Origin of the sequence: Gluconobacter roseus NBRC 3990 (assembly GCF_006538885.1) — a bacterium.
GTDB classification, from domain to species: Bacteria; Pseudomonadota; Alphaproteobacteria; order Acetobacterales; family Acetobacteraceae; genus Gluconobacter; species Gluconobacter roseus.
The window spans coordinates 111,646-126,653 of sequence record NZ_BJLY01000003.1 but is presented as its reverse complement, the minus strand read 5'-3'; the positions used below and the strand labels follow the sequence as shown (position 1 = coordinate 126,653).

The following is a 15,008-nucleotide window of genomic DNA, read 5'->3' as shown; positions in this document are numbered from 1 at the left end:
ACAGTCATGATTCAGGACTTTGATTTTGGTCGCGTCGTCATCATCGGAGACGTGGTTCTTGACTGTTATGTGCATGGTTCTGTCGACCGTATTTCGCCGGAAGCACCGGTTCCCGTATTGCTCCGTGCGAAACATACGGCCGTTCCGGGAGGCGCTGCGAATGTTGCCATGAATGCCGCGGCGCTGGGATGCAATGTGGTTCTGATCGGGTTGATCGGGACGGATGCTTCCGGTGAGATGCTGAAGGATGCCCTGCGGTTACAGCCGAACATCGACGTCTCTGGCCTGGTTGAAGACGCTGAATGGACCACGATCACGAAGACCCGTGTTCTGAGTGGACGGCAGCAGATTGTCCGGATCGACGAGGAGCATGTCAGGGAGCCTTCGGAAGACACCCGCAGACGCCTTATGGAAAAAATTGCCGAAGCCACGGCCTCGGCGGATGTGGTGGTGTGTTCCGACTATGCGAAAGGCGTGCTGGGAGACGAGGTTATCCGGTTTGCCATTGATGCGGCGAACGCGCGGGATGTGCCCATCATCGTCGATCCGAAACGTCGCGATTTCTCGGTTTATCGGGGTGCCACTCTCGTGACGCCCAATCGCGGTGAACTTGCGGCTGCAACGAACCTTCCGGCCCGGACTGACAGCGAGATCACGGAGGCAGCCCACTGCATTGCCCGGCAGTTCGGTGGTGATGTGCTCGTCACCCGTTCGGAAGAAGGCATGACGCTGTTTCGGACGAATGGCGAAATCGTTCATTCGCAGGCCCGCAGGTCGGAAGTCTATGACGTGTCCGGAGCGGGCGATACCGTAGTTGCGACGATCGCCAGCGTGCTTTCCGCCGGGCAGGATCTCGAAACCGCCATCGTCATCGCCACGAATGCCGCGTCCATCGTCGTTTCCAAACTGGGAACGGCGACGGTGTCACGATCGGAACTCAGTGCGGTCCTGCTGGCGAACATGCGCGAAAACGGCGCTCTCGTAGACGTTGAGCGTGCTGCACTCATTGTTGAGGAATGGCATCATCACGGGGCGCGGGTCGTGTTCACCAATGGGTGCTTTGACCTGATCCATCCGGGGCATATCTCGCTGCTTCGCTCGGCGGCCCAGCAGGGTGACAGGCTTGTGGTCGCCATCAACAGCGATGCCTCGGTCTCCCGCCTCAAAGGACCGACACGGCCGCTTCAGGACGAACAGGCGCGCGCTACCGTTATCGGTGCGCTTCGTTATGTCGATCTTGTCGTGATTTTTGATGAGGATACGCCGCTTGAGACGATCACGGCCCTGCGGCCGGATGTGATCGTAAAGGGCGCGGATTATCAGGAAAACGAGGTCGTAGGGGGGGATTTTGTCAAATCCTATGGCGGCTCGGTGGTGCTGGTGGATCTTGTTTCCGGACGCTCCACCACATCCATCGTGCGGAAGATGCTGCCAGCGGCTGACGGTCCGGCATCCACAGACTCCTGAAAACAACAGATCATCGTGCAGAAAGACAGTCGCATGAATATTGCCGTGTCGGCGCCTGACTGGCGGGACTGGCTGGCGTCGAAGGCGCTTCCCCTGTGGACGACCAGCGGCTTTGATCCGCGACGGAACCTGTTCCATGAGCGCCTGGCTTGGGATGGCGCACCGATCCGCATGGATGCGCTCCGCCTTATGGTGCAGGCGCGTCAGGTTGCGACCTGTTACCGTGCGTCGCTTGACGGGCTTTATGACGCAACGTCCAAGGCAGAGGCCTGCCTAGAGACGATGGAGCGGCTTTATCATCGCAGGGACGGCGCGCCCGGATGGGTCTTTTCGATCGGTCCTGATGACAGGCCCGCGGATTGCAGGCGTGACCTCTATGCGCATGCCTTTGTGCTCTATGCCTATGCGTGGTCCATCCATGCAGGTGGACCCGCCCGGCTGGCGCGGGAAACGGCCGATGAAGTCCGGACCATTTTCGCAGCGCATAATGATGGCTTTCTGGATGCCGTGCCCCCTGTGGACAGTCTGCGTCGCCAGAACCCGCACATGCATCTTCTGGAAGCCTATCTGGCTCTTTTCGAGGCGACACAGGACGAGTTCTATCTTGCTGAAGCCCGGGAAATGGCGGAGCTGGCGCTCAGGCACCTGATCGAGCCTCGTTCGGGACTTCTGCTTGAGTTTTTCGATGCTGACTGGAAACCGTCTGCGGAGCCGGGCTGCAATCGCGTCGAGCCGGGGCATCTTTTTGAATGGTCCTGGCTTCTTGGAGAGTATCTCCGTCTTGCATCTCCTGACGCCACTGGGACGCGGCGTTTCAGGGACGCGGCAGAACATCTGTATCAGGTCGGAGCGGCAAAAGGGCGGGATCGCGCCACGGGTCTGGTGTTCGACGCCATGACCGAGGATGGCGATGTGTTTGAACATTCGACCAGACTCTGGCCGCAGACCGAACTGATCCGCCTGCTATGCCAGCGGGCGAAGCAGCATGACGGGGCGCTGGACGAGGCGGTCCGGCTTGGAGAGCGTGTCCTATCCGGATATGCGCCGGACCGTCTGAATGGTGGCTGGGTTGACCGTCTGGATGCCAGTGGCGCGGCTCTGGTCGATTACATGCCGGCCAGTTCGCTTTATCACATCTACAATGCAGGCCGGGAATTCATCCTGTAATTCCCGGCCTGTCGAAGTCAGTGACTGAAAACTTGCTGATAGAAGGTGAGCTCTCTTTGCAGGGCGTCTTCTATGGTGTCGCGAGCACGGAAACCGTGGGCTTCCTCCGGATAGACATGCAGGGCGGAATGTTCGAGTTTTGTGCGCATGGACTCCGCCTGTGAGAGGGGGACGACCCTATCTGCGCCGCCATGCAGGAACAGGACGGGAACGGTAATGCCCTCGGCCTGCGTGATGGGAGAACGTTTCAGATACACGGCCTCGTCTTCGGGGTAGGGGCCGATCAGGCCGTCCAGATAGCGGGCTTCGAACTTATGGGTTTCTTCAGCCAGGGCTCGCAGGTCCGTGACACCGTAGAGGGAGGTTCCGGCAGCGAAGAGGTCCGACTGGGCCAGGGCACCGAGGACGGTCAGGCCGCCGGCGCTGCTGCCGCGGATGACGCAGCGGGCGGGATCGGCGAGGCCGCGGTCGAGCACGGCCCACACGCCGGCAAGGCAGTCTTCAATATCCGCAACGCCCCACTGTCCGTCCAGTGCTTCGCGATAGGCGCGACCGAAGCCGGTTGAGCCGCGATAATTGACATCGAGGACAGCGAAACCGCGCGATGTCCACCACTGCACCTTGAAAGCGAAGGACGGGTTGGCACGGCCGGTCGGGCCGCCATGGGCCATGACGACGAGCGGGGGTTTTTCGCCATCCTGCAACGCGCTGGTGCTACTGGCGGGAGCGTAGAAAAGCGCGTGGGCTTCGGCGCCGTTGGCGGTCGGGAAGGTCAGGGGGGTGGGGGTTGCGATGTCGGCTTTCGTCACGCCGGGCGGGAGGATGACGCTGGTGCGGAAGCGGTCACAGGGCTCGCCGGGACGGCCGATGGCGATGGCGGCGGGCGCGTCGGACGGGGCGTCGATCCAAGCGAAGCGTCCGTCTTCGAGTGGTTGCGGGACGTTGACGGGAGTGCCGAGCGAGACGTCTGTCCAAGTCCCGTTGTCTTCTAGCAGGACATGATTGAGGCCGTGGCGGATGCCGAGGGCCAGCAGTCTGTTTCCGGGCAGCGGGGCCATGGTGCGCTGGCCGAAAACCCAGTGCGGCAGGCCGATTTCGGCGTTGGCGCCCTCGAGGCTGTGCGGGTGCCAGTCAGTGTCGTCATGGGAAAAGCGGATGGGGGTCCAGCGGCCCGAGGCGTCGGACGTGGCGTAAAGCGTGCCGTCGGGGGACCAGCAGGGTTCGATGATGCTGCACTGTTCCGGGCCGGTCAGATCGTTGACGGGGCCGAGTGTGCCGATTGTGCGATCGAAGGGGGCGACGGAGAGTTTTGTGACGGTCCAGGGCATGGCGGGATCGTTCCAGCTGAACCAGGCCAGGAAACGTCCGTCGGGTGAGGGGCGGGGGGCGGCGTAGAAATCTGCGCCTTTAACCAGCACGGTTTCGCGGCCGTCGGCCTGCACATGGACGAGGGCTGCGACGGGCGTGCCTTCACCATGGCTTTCGCGCACGCAGAAGACGGCATCGGAAACAGGGTCGAAGGTCAGGTCGGCGTAGCGGTGTTCGGGGTTTTCGCCCGCCTGTGCCCATTGCGTGGCGGTAGCGCCGTCGCTGAACCATAGTCCGCCGAGTTTGCGGTCGCTGAAGACGGCCTGCGGAGCACCGTTCTTCAGGCGGACATCCCATGCGCCGCCGCCATATTCGTGCACGCGGGTGCCGACCGAATATCCGGCCGGGATCAGATCGCGGATCTGGCCTTCGGGGTCGCGGGCGGTGATGACGGAGCGGCCCTGTTCATCCGGGCGGCTTTCGAGCCAGACGATCCAGTTTCCAGCCGTGCGCAGTTCGGAAAAGGACAGGGTGCGGCCGGCCACGAGTTCGGGCGTGACCCAGGACGGCCAATTTCCGGATGTGGACGGGAAAACGGTGGGGGAATGCGATGTCGTCATTTTTCATCCTGTCTCCGATGCCGTAGTATCGTAACCGGCGGCACTCTCTTCCGCCACAGCTTGAACGGGACCAGGACACTGTTTCATCTCAGTCATTTTCTCGACCACATGCTGGTGCATTACGGCTATGGCGTCGTTGGCATCATCGTCATGTTCGAGAGCATGGGCCTTCCTCTTCCGGCGGAGAGCGTCATTATCGCCGCTTCGCTCTACGCGGGCAGCACCCATCATCTGGAAATCCGCTGGATCGCTCTGGCAGCCGTGCTTGGCGCCATCATGGGCGACAATATCGGGTATCTGATCGGCCATCACTTCGGTTACGGCATTCTGAAAAAGCACGGCCACAAGGTCGGCATGACGGAAGAGCGGCTGATGCTGGGGCGGTATCTGTTCCGCAAGCATGGTGGGATCGTCGTGTTCCTCGGCCGTTTCATCGCGGTGCTGCGCGTGTTCGTGGCGTTGCTGGCCGGAGCGAACCGGATGCCCTGGCATTCGTTTCTGTTCTTCAATGCGCTGGGCGGCATCTGCTGGGCGGGGGGCTATGCCTTCGTGACCTATGAACTGGGCAAGCAGATCGAGAAGATCTCAGGCCCCGTGGGTGTGGTCATGGCCATTCTGGGGGTGAGCTGTCTGATCGGAGGGCTCATCTTCCTCAAGAAGAACGAGAAGCGCCTGACGGAAGAGGCCCTCAAGGAAGCCGAAGCGGATGAGAAACGCGACGAGGCCCGCACAGAGACGAAACCGAGCTGACCCACACTGGAAGGACAGACCCGATGACACAGACCGCCGCACCCGCATGGTCCACGGATTCCCTTGAGCGTCTGGACGGGAAGACGGCGCTCATTACCGGCTCGACGGGGGGTCTGGGCTTTGAGGTCGCCTGCGGGCTGGCGAAGCAGGGCGCCGCGATCCTTCTGAGCGGGCGCAATCATGACAAGGGGCAGGCGGCTCTGGCGCGGCTGCATGAGCGGGTGCCGTTCGTGAAGGCACGCTTCGAGCTTCTGGATCTGGCGTCTCTGGCCGGGATCGAGGCCTTTGCGTCTGCCATGCGCAGCCGGGGCGAGCCGATCCACCTTCTGGCAAACAATGCCGGGGTCATGGGGCCGGCGACAAGGCTGACGACGAAGGACGGGTTCGAGCTTCAGTTCGGGACCAATCATCTCGGGCATTTTGCACTGACAGGGCGACTTCTCCCGCTGCTGGCGGCGGGGAATGCGACGGTCATGACAGTGGCGTCTCTGGCGGCGCTGAAAGGGGAAATCCCGTTCGGCGATCTGAATGCACGGCATTCGTATAATCCGATGGTCCGTTACCGGCAGAGCAAGCTGTGCAACCTGCTGTTTGCGCTGGAACTGAACCGGCGGGCGCTCAAGGCGCCCTGGCCCATCCATTCGCGGGCCGCGCATCCGGGCTGGGCTGCGAGTGATATCGTGGCCAATAACGGCAGTCTCGATCAGTCCGCCAACAAGGCGGCGCGGTTCATGCGGGGGCTGGCGCGGCGTGTAGCCGGGCCGGTCTTTCACGCCATGGGCCAGACGGTCGAAGAAGGCGCCTGGCCGCTGCTCTATGCGCTGGCCAGTCCGGAAGCGCGTGACGGCGGTTATTACGGGCCACAGGGTCCGGGAGAACGTCGGGGCGTGCCGGGGATCGCCGGGCTGCCCGCTCTGGCGCATGTACCCGAACTGGCGGAGCGTCTGTGGACCGTCTCCGAACAGATGACGGGCGTAAAATACGGACTGCTCTGAGACGAATAAAAGTTTTTGGTGAAGCTTTTTCCAAAAAGCTTCAAAGAACGTCACCTTTTTAAAAAAAGGCGACACCCAAAAACTTTTATCCGGCTGCTTATCAGGGGCGGACGATGATCATGATGACGATGACCATCATCAGGATCGTGGGGACCTCGTTGGCGATCCGGTAGAATTTTTCCGGGTGCTGGTTGCGGTCTTCGGCGAAGGCGCGACGCCAGGCCCCGCAGGCACCATGAAATCCGGCGAGCCCCAGAACGCAGATCAGCTTCGTCCACCACCAGCCGGCATTCCAGTCGATCAGACCAGGAATGGAAGCCAGTGCGCCGCCAGCGAGGAAGGTCACGATCATGGCCGGGGTCATGATCTGGCGCAGGAGCTTGCGCTCCATGACCTTGAACCGCTCGCTCTCGGCCGAACCCGGTACCACCTGGCAGTGATAGACATACAGGCGCGGCAGATAGAACGTCCCGGCCATCCAGGCGATGAACGCCATGATATGCAGGGACAGGATCCAGCTCTGATAGGTCGCGAGAAAGTCGGTCATGCGTGTTTCTGGCTTTCCAGCGTCCGGCGCAGCAGGGGTACCAGCTCGTCCAGATGCGTGATGCGGACGGAGCCTTCGACGGGCCAGAACGGGGGCAGGGGCGCATCCTCGGGGCGAAGAAGCACACAGGCCATGCCGGCCTTCCAGGCAGCCTCTGCTCCAGTATTACTGTCTTCGATGACGACACAATTTTCTGGCAGGACGCCCTCGGCCTTTGCGGCGTACAGATAGACGTCCGGAGCGGGTTTGGGGCAGCCCATGTCATTGGCGGAATGGACGCGGTTTTCGGGGAAATACTGCGACATTCCGGTACGCTCGAACTTGGCTTCCATCTCGCGGACGGAAGAATTCGAGCCAACACGAACCGGCATTCCCAAAGCCCGCACGCCTGCCAGCATTTCGAGCGCTCCGCTTACAGGTTCTGCGCTTTTTTGCATTATCTGTACGAGATTTTCGCGCAGTTTGAATGCCGTTTCTTCCGGCAGGGAATGCCCGAGTTCATGCTCGAGTTCCGTCACAACCTGCGGCAGGGCCATGCCTGCGAAACGCTTATGCGCCTCATCGTCCGAAATGGACAGCCCCTTGGAGCGGGCAAATTCCGCCGTGGCCTGGCAGGACGGGCCTTCGCTGTCCACGAGAACGCCGTCGCAGTCGAAAATGACCAGTTTCAGCTGGCCGGCCGGGTCTAGGGCGGTTGTCATACCGAGCGTACCGCTTCAACGAGGGCCGCCACATTCTCGGGGGGCGTGTGCTGCATGACACCGTGGCCAAGGTTGAAAACATGCGGTTTTCCGCGCATCGCGTCACGAATGGCTTGGGCTTCGCGGATCATTTTCTCACCGCCGGAGAACAGGATCATCGGATCCATATTGCCCTGAAGCGTCAGGCCTGGCGTGACCTTGGAAACCAGTTCGGAGATCTGGGCCGGGTCGGCGACGGTGTCGAGGGCGAGCGTGTTGATGCCGGTTTTCTGCGCATATTCGCGGACCATGATGCCGCCAAGGCGCGGGAAACCGATGATCGGGGTCTTGGGGTGACGGGCGCGGATGTAATCGACGATCTGGCGCGTCGGCTCGATCACGTAGCGGCGGAAAGCGGAGGGCGGCAGGATTCCGGCCCAGGAATCGAACAGCATCACGGCTTCCGCACCGGCTTCGATCTGGCCGCAGAGCATCTCGGCAGTACTCGAAGTCAGGGTGTCGATCAGGCGATCGAACAGGGCCGGATTGGTCTGCATCATGCGGCGGGTTTCGGCGAAATCCCGCGATCCGCCGCCCTCGACCATGTAGCAGGACACCGTAAACGGACTGCCAGCGAAGCCCAGAAGTGTCGTGACGTCCGGAAGCTCTTTTGTGAGGCGGGACAAGGTCTCACGCACCGGTGCGACGGCATCCTGTACGCGTTTCGGGTCCAGTCTGGCGAGGTCGGCTTCGGAGCGGATGGCGCCGAGCACGGGACCGCGTCCGTCAATAAATTCAAGGGACTGACCCATGGCCCAGGGCAGGATCAGGATGTCGGAAAACAGGATGGCTCCGTCCATGCCGTAGCGGCGGATCGGCTGGATCGTCAGCTCGGTGGCCATGTCCGGGGTCATGCACCGGGTCAGGAAGTCGGCCTTATCACGCATGGCGCGGAATTCCGGGAGATAGCGGCCTGCCTGACGCATGAGCCACACCGGAGGGGGCCAGACGGCTTCACCACGGAGGGCCCGCAGAAGCGGTTTCGACGAGGGTGAGGAAGGTGCGTTTTCCGAAATCATGCCGCCCACTAATCATAAAAGAAAAAAGAAAGAAATGCTGGAGGTTAAGATGATCCCTGTGGATACCGGGGTACCCGGCTTTCTGAAAATGTACCCCGTCTTACTCACACTGTGTACAACTCCGGAAGCCGCAGTCTGCAAGGGAGTCGTTGATTCAATCCCGAATTGCCCACAGAGAGCCTGTGTACAACCCCCAGTTCCGGCTGGTGTACCGTACAATCCACGGTACTCGGTACTCCTTTCGCAAGGGCAGGTACTATCCCCATGTACCCCAGTACTGACGCAATCTCTTCACCGGGTGATCCGCAGTACTCGTCCCTGTTCCAACAGTCGATAGTACGGAGTCGTACTTCATGATGTCTTTCAGTACTTCCCTCATTCTTGCCAGCGGCTCTTCGGCCCGGCGGATGCTTCTCGAAAATGCGGGGCTTACGGTGCAGGCCCGCCCCGTTGATCTCGACGAGGAAGCGTTGCGGCGATCCTGCGAAGAGCAGGGGCACACGCTGTCCCAAACGGCCATCGCTCTGGCGGATGCAAAAGCGAACCTTGCGACGCGGGATGTAGGCTTTGATGAACTGACGGTTGCAGCGGACCAGATCCTCGATCTGGACGGGATGGCGTTTGCCAAGCCGGACTCTGTAGCCGAGGCAGCGGAGCATCTGCGCCGGCTGCGGGGGCGGACGCATATCCTGCGCACGGCTGTCGTTCTCTATAAGGGGGGCGAGAAAATCTGGGAGCATCTGGCGTCGCCGCGTCTGACGATGCGGGATTTCTCCGACGACTTTCTGAAGGCCTATCTGGAGCGGGAAGGGGCGGCGATCCTGTCCTGTGTGGGAGCGTATCGGCTTGAAGGGCTTGGGATACAGCTTTTTTCAGTTGTCGAGGGGGCGCAGGATGCCGTGATGGGACTGCCGCTGTTGCCACTCCTGGAGGAACTGCGGGAACTGAAGGTCCTTGCGGCCTAAAAAATCTGTTTTTCAGGCTTGTCAGGGCGAAATCATGACGATATACCGCCCTCATCCGGCTCCGTCCCAAAGGGGCCGCTTGAAACATGTGGGGCCATAGCTCAGTTGGGAGAGCGCCTGAATGGCATTCAGGAGGTCGTCGGTTCGATCCCGATTGGCTCCACCAGTTTCTCTTTCTCCAAAAGATCGAGATGTTTCGTTCAGGCTCTGTTGCAGGGTTGGTGCGTTGTGCTGTTCTGCGGCTGGACCAGGGTGGACCTTCGGGCCAGCTATGTTTAGCGTGACTTTGGCAGCGACGGTTTCCAACTTCTGACAGATGCTGCCCTGAACGTTCTCTGAAGGAGAAATACAGTGCGTTATTCACACGGTATATTTGCAGTTCTTGCAGCAGCTGGTCTCGTTGTTTCCTCGGCTCATGCCCAGTCCATTCCTGGCGTCGGCGGTGCAGGCAATGCCATGAGCGGCATGTCGGGTATGAGTGGCATGACTGGTGGCACCGGCATGATGGGCAGCATGCTGCCGAATGTTTCTTCCGCAAGCACGGGCAATGTGGCGGGTGTTCTGAGCTACTGTGTGCAGAACAACTATCTGAGCGGCAGCGGTGCGACATCGGCTCTGAGCAGCCTGACGGGTAAGCAGGACGTGACATCTTCCAGTGATTACAAGGCCGGCCAGCAGGGCCAGCTTCTGACGGGAAGCACCAATCCGCTCTCGCTGTCGAGCCTCAAGGGGCAGATGAAGCAGAAGGTCTGCAGCATGATCCTCAACCGCGCGCAGAATCTGCTCTGATCTCAGCGTAAATTTTCGGCCTGTCGCGGCGCGGCCGTGGCGGGCCAGAGTCTCTTTCGGAAAAAAGGACTGTTGGATCAGTGAAGTATCTCGTTACGGGTGGGGCCGGGTTTGTCGGAAGTCATCTGGCACAGGCTCTGGTTGATGCCGGGCATGACGTTGTCGTTCTGGACAATCTGAGCACGGGCCATCGGGCGGCTGTGCCGCAGGGTGCGCAGTTCCTGCAGGTCGATCTGGCAGATGCGGACGCAACGGACCGGGCGGTGGCGTCGGGGCAGTGGGATGCGGTTCTGCATTTTGCCGCGCTGTCGCTTGTCGGCGAGAGTATGAGCCAGCCCTTTCTCTATCTGCGGCGCAATTACATCACGGCGCTGAACTTGATCGAGGCCTGCACGCGACATGGCGTAAAACGCTTTGTCTTTTCCTCGACGGCAGCGCTGTTTGGCGGGGATGACCGGCCACCGCTGATTGCGGCAGATGCGCCTGTTGATCCGGGATCGCCTTATGGCGAGAGCAAATACCTGATCGAGCGCGCGCTGGTCTGGGCGGACCGGATCTGCGGTATGAAGAGCGCATGCCTGCGCTATTTCAATGCGGCGGGTGCGGATGCGAAGGGACGTCTGGGCGAGGATCACCGGCCGGAGACGCATCTGATTCCATTGACGATCGATGCGGCTCTGGGGCGCCGGGCCGGGCTGAAGCTGTTCGGAAATGATTATCCGACCCGCGATGGCACCTGTGTGCGCGATTATATCCATGTGAGCGATCTGGCGGACGCGCATATCCGCGCCATGAGCCAGCTTGATGAGCGGTCGGTGACCTATAATCTTGGCAACGGCTTAGGCTTTACCAATCTGGAAGTTGTCCAGAGCGTCGAGCGCGTCAGCGGCCGGAAAGTGCCCTGGGAATGGGCACCGCGGCGTGGGGGCGATCCGGCTGTTCTGGTGGCGGATTCCACGGAGATCCGCCGAGAAACGGGGTGGGACCCACGTTTCAGCCAGCTGGATGATATCGTCGAAACGGCTCTGCGCTGGCGCGTGGACCATCCGAACGGGTATGGCGCGGCCTAAAGCGGCTTGACCAGATCGGCCACGATTCCGTTCGTGGCCGTCAGGGCGTCCTGGGGAGAGAGTTCGATCAGGAAGCCCTGACTTCCACCATTGATGACGACGGGTGGGCCATCCATACCGCACTGCTCGAAGGCGGTCGGGACAGTGCTGCGTTGGCCGAAGGGGCTGACGCCGCCGATGCGATAGCCGGTGCGCTGTTCGGCGTCGGGGCGGGACAGCATCTTGGCTTTGCGGCCTCCAAAGGCCTGGGCCACGCGGGCGAAATCGAGTTCGCGGTCCGCAGGTAGCACCACACAGGCGGGGCGTCCGTCGATCTGCACCATCAGGGTCTTGAGGACATGATCCGGCGACAGGCCCAGCGCGGCCGCAGCGGCTACGCCGAGTTTTCCGGCCGAGGGATCGTAGTCATAGACATGGCGCTCATAGGAAATGCCGAGGGCATCCAGCGTCAGGGTTGCGGAAGTATCCGGAACACTCATCCTCATGTCCTTTGCCATCATCACGAGGTGTTCAGGATGGCAGGCGGGGACGGCTGATGCTAGGGTCGGACTCATGATCCAACAGCGCTCCGCCCATAACCATGGCTGCTAGTGTGCTGGCCTGCATGCTGGCTTCGGCCCTGCATTACCGGCTGCCGCCGCGCATTCTACCTGCGATCCAGCGGGTCGAAGGCGGCGTGATGGGTCATGTCAGCACGAATACGGACGGGTCGGTCGATATCGGGCTTATGCAGATCAATTCGCGCTGGATCCTGCCGATTGCCTCCATGCTTCATCAGCCGGCGTCGCAGGTTGCGGCGCGACTGGCGCTTGATCCGTGTTTCAACGTGGCGGCGGCGGCCATGATCCTGCGCAGGGCACTGGATGACGAGCGGGGGAATCTGATGAAGGCGATCGGAGATTATCATTCCCGGACCCTGCCGCTTAATCTGGATTATCAGCGTAAGGTCGTGGCGGCCGCCGATGCGCTTTATCTGCGTCGGGGATAAAGCCGGGCAGGGTGGTCAGGTTGTATGTGTTACTTTATAACGCCTGAGCCTTAGATCCCTTCCCCGAGGAAAATGATGCGTTCTTTCCCGGCTTTTCTGCTGGCTGGCCTGAGTCTGGGCAGTATTCTGGGCATTTCTGATGTCGCTCAGGCCGAGCCTTCCCCAATCCCGGTGCGCGTGGTCTGTGCGGAAGCAGCCTGGTGTAATGTGGCGGCGCAGATCGGCGGGGCGGATGTGCAGACGCAGGCGCTTCTCGCCACACCGGGCGTTGATCCGCATGATCTGACGCCTTCGCCTTCGATGGCGCGGGCCATGGCGGGGGCGACGATCGCGGTGGTGAACGGGGCGACCTATGACGACTGGGCGCTGCCATTTGCGGCATCCGCGCCCGGAAAGATCGTGGTGGCGGGTGTTGCCGGCTGGCAGCCTGGCGATAATCCGCATCTCTTTCTCGATCCCGAGGCGGTTGGAAAAGTCGCGCATGTCTTTGCCGACATGCTGTCGCATCAGCCGGGGATTTCGGCCTCCGCCGTGACTGGGCGGCTGGAGGCGTTCCTGAAGGAACTTGACGGTGTGAAAGCCCGTCTGGCCGCGATGAAGGCACAACATGCAACCGTGCCCGTGGCGGCGGTGGAGCCGGTAGGCGAGACGCTGCTTCGGGATGCGGGGCTGGATGTCGTGGACGAAAACTTTGCGCTGGCGATCATGAACCATGCGGAGCCGTCGCCACGGGATGTGGCGCAGGTCGATACCATGATCGATGGACGGAAGGTGCGGATGCTGATTACCAATCCGGCCATTCATTCTCCGCAGATCGACCGGCTGGTGGATCGGGCGCATGCGGCCGGCCTGCCGATTGTGGCGATTGGCGAGACGCTGCCGCCTGGTCAGTCCTGGCAGGGCTGGGTTTACGGGATCCTTCAGACGGTCGGGCAGGCGCTGGGTGATGGCGGACACTGAAAAGGTCTGCTGTCAGCCGGAGCGGGGCCTTGTCCTCCGGGATGTGACGCTGACGGCAGGATCGACCTGCGTCTTGCGGGATGCATCCCTGACGGTGCTGCTTTCGGGAATGACGCTTCTGTCCGGGCGGAACGGAGCCGGGAAATCCACGCTGCTGCGGGCGATGCTGGGGCTGGTGCCGCTTCAGGAAGGCGAGATCCTGACCCATGGTCTGCCACCGGCGCAGGCACGGCAGCATATCGGTTACATGCCACAGAGTGTGACTGATGCGGCGCTGCTGCTTCCGGCGGTCAGTCATGTCCGGGCGGCGGTGGACGGGTTGCGCTGGGGACTGCCGCTGCATCTGCGGCCACGTCGGGAGGAAGCGGACCGGCTTCTGGCGCTGACCGGGGCGTCGGCCTTTGCGCATCGTCCACTGGGACTGCTCTCCGGCGGAGAGCGGCAGCGGGTGGGTCTGGCGCAGGCTCTGGCGGGAAATCCGGATCTGCTGCTGCTGGATGAGCCTCTGGCGGCGCTTGATCATGCGGGGCAGGAGCAGACAGTGCGTCTGCTGGAGGATCTGACGGACCGTCTGGGGATCGGGATTGTCCTGACGTCCCATGAAACCGAGGCGCTGTCGGGTGTCGTCACGCGGGTCGTGCAGCTTGCGGATGGGGGGCTGCATGTTCGAGTTTGATTTCATGCGCCATGCCTTCATGGGCGCGGCAGTCGTATCGGTTCTGGCGGGGACGGTCGGCTGGTTCCTGATGCTGCGGCGTCAGGCGTTTGCGGCCCATGCGCTGTCGCATATCGGGTTCAGCGGTGCGGCCGGGGCGGTGTGGCTTGGTTTTCCGCCGCTGTCAGGAATGGTGGTGTTCAGCCTGATGGCCGGATTTGTCATAGGGGCCGAGCGGGAAGGGGAGCGCGGCATTCCGGCCCAGCGGGACAGCACGATCGGGCTTGTGCTCGCGGCCAGTCTGGGGCTTGGCGCCTGGTTCCTGCATATGAGCAACCGGGGCTCCAGTCTGGCGACTACGCTGCTGTTTGGCGACGTTCTGGGCATCGATATGCCGACGCTTAAGGCGCTGTGTGGCGTCGCGGTGCTGTGTCTGGGGCTGCTGGCGTTTCTGGGACGCCGACTGCTGTTTGCCAGTTTGGCGCCGGAAGTGGCGCGGGCGCGGGGTGTGCCGGCACGTCTGGTTTCGGTCGTGTTTATGGCTGTGGCGGCGCTGGCCTGTGCGGCGTGTGCGGAAGTGGCTGGCGCGCTTCTGGCGTTCAGCCTGATGATCGGGCCGGCTGCGACGGCACTGAAACTCGGGCTTGGGCCGCTGGCCGGGATCGCGCTCTCCGTCGGGCTTGCGCTCGCACTGTCATGGGGCGGGCTGATGCTGTCCTGGGTGACGGACGCGCCTGTCCCGTTCTGGATCGGGCTTGGGGCTGCCCTGTCCTATGCCCTGGCTGATCTGTGGCGACGGGTCAGAAGTCGGTAAGGCCCGACAGCTTGAAATGGATCAGCAGGATGAATGCGACGAGCATTACATGCATGATAATCAGCGCTTTTGTGCCAATGACCGGGACGTCTCTGGTGGTATCGGGTGTCTGCATGGTCGTATCCTGACGGGCTTATGGCTGGATAGTCAATCC

Annotated in this window: 17 protein-coding genes and 1 tRNA gene; 12 read left to right on the top strand and 6 right to left on the bottom strand. The window is 61.8% G+C overall.

Annotation, left to right across the window (positions count from 1 at the left end):
- Positions 1–6 precede the first annotated feature (6 nt).
- Both rfaE1 and GRO01_RS08100 read left to right on the top strand, forming a co-directional pair.
- Complete coding sequence (gene rfaE1, locus GRO01_RS08105) at positions 7–1,467, top strand: D-glycero-beta-D-manno-heptose-7-phosphate kinase (protein ID WP_062510793.1); 1,461 nt, start codon at positions 7–9, stop codon at positions 1,465–1,467.
- 33 nt (positions 1,468–1,500) lie between these two features.
- Positions 1,501–2,634 carry an AGE family epimerase/isomerase gene (locus tag GRO01_RS08100; protein ID WP_062510791.1) on the top strand — a complete coding sequence of 378 codons (1,134 nt, stop codon included), beginning with the start codon at positions 1,501–1,503 and terminating at the stop codon, positions 2,632–2,634.
- Between the two features lie 17 nt (positions 2,635–2,651).
- On the opposite strand, the gene GRO01_RS08095 is transcribed toward GRO01_RS08100, so the two are convergent.
- Complete coding sequence (locus GRO01_RS08095) at positions 2,652–4,562, bottom strand: S9 family peptidase (protein ID WP_062510789.1); 1,911 nt, start codon at positions 4,560–4,562, stop codon at positions 2,652–2,654.
- Positions 4,563–4,712: 150 nt separating this feature from the next.
- Between GRO01_RS08095 and GRO01_RS08090 the strand changes: the two genes are divergently transcribed.
- Together GRO01_RS08090 and GRO01_RS08085 are read left to right on the top strand one after the other, a co-directional pair.
- On the top strand, positions 4,713–5,312 hold the full coding sequence (locus tag GRO01_RS08090; RefSeq protein ID WP_174787429.1) for a DedA family protein: 600 nt from the start codon (positions 4,713–4,715) through the stop codon (positions 5,310–5,312).
- A 23-nt stretch (positions 5,313–5,335) separates the two neighbouring features.
- A complete protein-coding gene (locus GRO01_RS08085) occupies positions 5,336–6,307 on the top strand; it encodes an SDR family oxidoreductase (protein WP_062510787.1) in 972 nt (323 codons plus the stop codon).
- Between the two features lie 100 nt (positions 6,308–6,407).
- On the opposite strand, the gene hemJ is transcribed toward GRO01_RS08085, so the two are convergent.
- Genes hemJ through hemE form a run of 3 tightly spaced genes read right to left on the bottom strand, consistent with a single transcriptional unit; the run spans position 6,408 to position 8,613 of the window.
- Positions 6,408–6,854, bottom strand: coding sequence for a protoporphyrinogen oxidase HemJ (hemJ, locus tag GRO01_RS08080; RefSeq protein ID WP_062447662.1), 447 nt, complete (start codon positions 6,852–6,854; stop codon positions 6,408–6,410).
- The gene (locus GRO01_RS08075; RefSeq protein ID WP_062510785.1) at positions 6,851–7,555 is read right to left on the bottom strand and encodes an HAD family hydrolase; all 705 of its coding nucleotides are present in this window, start codon (positions 7,553–7,555) and stop codon (positions 6,851–6,853) included. The genes hemJ and GRO01_RS08075 overlap by 4 nt, the downstream gene beginning before the upstream one ends.
- Positions 7,552–8,613 carry a uroporphyrinogen decarboxylase gene (gene hemE, locus GRO01_RS08070; RefSeq protein WP_062510783.1) on the bottom strand — a complete coding sequence of 354 codons (1,062 nt, stop codon included), beginning with the start codon at positions 8,611–8,613 and terminating at the stop codon, positions 7,552–7,554. The genes GRO01_RS08075 and hemE overlap by 4 nt, the downstream gene beginning before the upstream one ends.
- Positions 8,614–8,966: 353 nt before the next feature.
- Between hemE and GRO01_RS08065 the strand changes: the two genes are divergently transcribed.
- The 4 genes from GRO01_RS08065 (at position 8,967) to galE (ending at position 11,437) form a co-directional block, all read left to right on the top strand.
- Positions 8,967–9,578, top strand: a complete 612-nt coding sequence (locus tag GRO01_RS08065; protein ID WP_062510781.1) for a Maf family protein — start codon at positions 8,967–8,969, stop codon at positions 9,576–9,578.
- 90 nt (positions 9,579–9,668) lie between these two features.
- Positions 9,669–9,744 (top strand) — tRNA-Ala (locus GRO01_RS08060).
- 185 nt (positions 9,745–9,929) lie between these two features.
- Positions 9,930–10,367 (top strand): DUF2501 domain-containing protein, encoded by a 438-nt coding sequence (locus GRO01_RS08055; protein WP_231490404.1) that lies wholly within the window; start codon positions 9,930–9,932, stop codon positions 10,365–10,367.
- An 80-nt stretch (positions 10,368–10,447) separates the two neighbouring features.
- Positions 10,448–11,437, top strand: coding sequence for a UDP-glucose 4-epimerase GalE (galE, locus tag GRO01_RS08050; protein WP_062510779.1), 990 nt, complete (start codon positions 10,448–10,450; stop codon positions 11,435–11,437).
- Here the strand turns inward: galE and GRO01_RS08045 are convergent.
- Positions 11,434–11,916, bottom strand: a complete 483-nt coding sequence (locus GRO01_RS08045; protein WP_062511417.1) for a YbaK/EbsC family protein — start codon at positions 11,914–11,916, stop codon at positions 11,434–11,436. The genes galE and GRO01_RS08045 overlap by 4 nt on opposite strands.
- 101 nt (positions 11,917–12,017) lie before the next feature.
- Between GRO01_RS08045 and GRO01_RS08040 the strand changes: the two genes are divergently transcribed.
- The 4 genes from GRO01_RS08040 (at position 12,018) to GRO01_RS08025 (ending at position 14,854) form a co-directional block, all read left to right on the top strand.
- Positions 12,018–12,425, top strand: a complete 408-nt coding sequence (locus tag GRO01_RS08040; RefSeq protein ID WP_062510776.1) for a lytic transglycosylase domain-containing protein — start codon at positions 12,018–12,020, stop codon at positions 12,423–12,425.
- A 72-nt stretch (positions 12,426–12,497) separates the two neighbouring features.
- On the top strand, positions 12,498–13,385 hold the full coding sequence (locus GRO01_RS08035; protein ID WP_231490402.1) for a metal ABC transporter solute-binding protein, Zn/Mn family: 888 nt from the start codon (positions 12,498–12,500) through the stop codon (positions 13,383–13,385).
- Positions 13,372–14,061: an ATP-binding cassette domain-containing protein gene (locus GRO01_RS08030; protein ID WP_062510774.1), complete on the top strand. Its 690-nt coding sequence runs from the start codon at positions 13,372–13,374 to the stop codon at positions 14,059–14,061. Before GRO01_RS08035 ends, GRO01_RS08030 begins: the two co-directional genes overlap by 14 nt.
- Positions 14,048–14,854, top strand: coding sequence for a metal ABC transporter permease (locus GRO01_RS08025; RefSeq protein ID WP_062510772.1), 807 nt, complete (start codon positions 14,048–14,050; stop codon positions 14,852–14,854). The genes GRO01_RS08030 and GRO01_RS08025 overlap by 14 nt, the downstream gene beginning before the upstream one ends.
- On the opposite strand, the gene GRO01_RS13740 is transcribed toward GRO01_RS08025, so the two are convergent.
- Complete coding sequence (locus tag GRO01_RS13740; protein ID WP_264787969.1) at positions 14,841–14,969, bottom strand: hypothetical protein; 129 nt, start codon at positions 14,967–14,969, stop codon at positions 14,841–14,843. The genes GRO01_RS08025 and GRO01_RS13740 overlap by 14 nt on opposite strands.
- Positions 14,970–15,008: the final 39 nt, after the last annotated feature.

Bases quoted from the DNA above. Each gene is read 5' to 3' on its own strand.
- rfaE1 (WP_062510793.1), top strand. From the start codon at position 7: ATGATTCAGGACTTTGATTTTGGTCGCGTCGTCATCATCGGAGACGTG.
- GRO01_RS08100 (WP_062510791.1), top strand. From the start codon at position 1,501: ATGAATATTGCCGTGTCGGCGCCTGACTGGCGGGACTGGCTGGCGTCG.
- GRO01_RS08095 (WP_062510789.1), bottom strand. From the start codon at position 4,562: ATGACGACATCGCATTCCCCCACCGTTTTCCCGTCCACATCCGGAAAT.
- GRO01_RS08090 (WP_174787429.1), top strand. From the start codon at position 4,713: ATGTTCGAGAGCATGGGCCTTCCTCTTCCGGCGGAGAGCGTCATTATC.
- GRO01_RS08085 (WP_062510787.1), top strand. From the start codon at position 5,336: ATGACACAGACCGCCGCACCCGCATGGTCCACGGATTCCCTTGAGCGT.
- hemJ (WP_062447662.1), bottom strand. From the start codon at position 6,854: ATGACCGACTTTCTCGCGACCTATCAGAGCTGGATCCTGTCCCTGCAT.
- GRO01_RS08075 (WP_062510785.1), bottom strand. From the start codon at position 7,555: ATGACAACCGCCCTAGACCCGGCCGGCCAGCTGAAACTGGTCATTTTC.
- hemE (WP_062510783.1), bottom strand. From the start codon at position 8,613: ATGATTTCGGAAAACGCACCTTCCTCACCCTCGTCGAAACCGCTTCTG.
- GRO01_RS08065 (WP_062510781.1), top strand. From the start codon at position 8,967: ATGATGTCTTTCAGTACTTCCCTCATTCTTGCCAGCGGCTCTTCGGCC.
- GRO01_RS08045 (WP_062511417.1), bottom strand. From the start codon at position 11,916: ATGAGTGTTCCGGATACTTCCGCAACCCTGACGCTGGATGCCCTCGGC.
- GRO01_RS08040 (WP_062510776.1), top strand. From the start codon at position 12,018: ATGGCTGCTAGTGTGCTGGCCTGCATGCTGGCTTCGGCCCTGCATTAC.
- GRO01_RS08035 (WP_231490402.1), top strand. From the start codon at position 12,498: ATGATGCGTTCTTTCCCGGCTTTTCTGCTGGCTGGCCTGAGTCTGGGC.
- GRO01_RS08030 (WP_062510774.1), top strand. From the start codon at position 13,372: ATGGCGGACACTGAAAAGGTCTGCTGTCAGCCGGAGCGGGGCCTTGTC.
- GRO01_RS08025 (WP_062510772.1), top strand. From the start codon at position 14,048: ATGTTCGAGTTTGATTTCATGCGCCATGCCTTCATGGGCGCGGCAGTC.
- GRO01_RS13740 (WP_264787969.1), bottom strand. From the start codon at position 14,969: ATGCAGACACCCGATACCACCAGAGACGTCCCGGTCATTGGCACAAAA.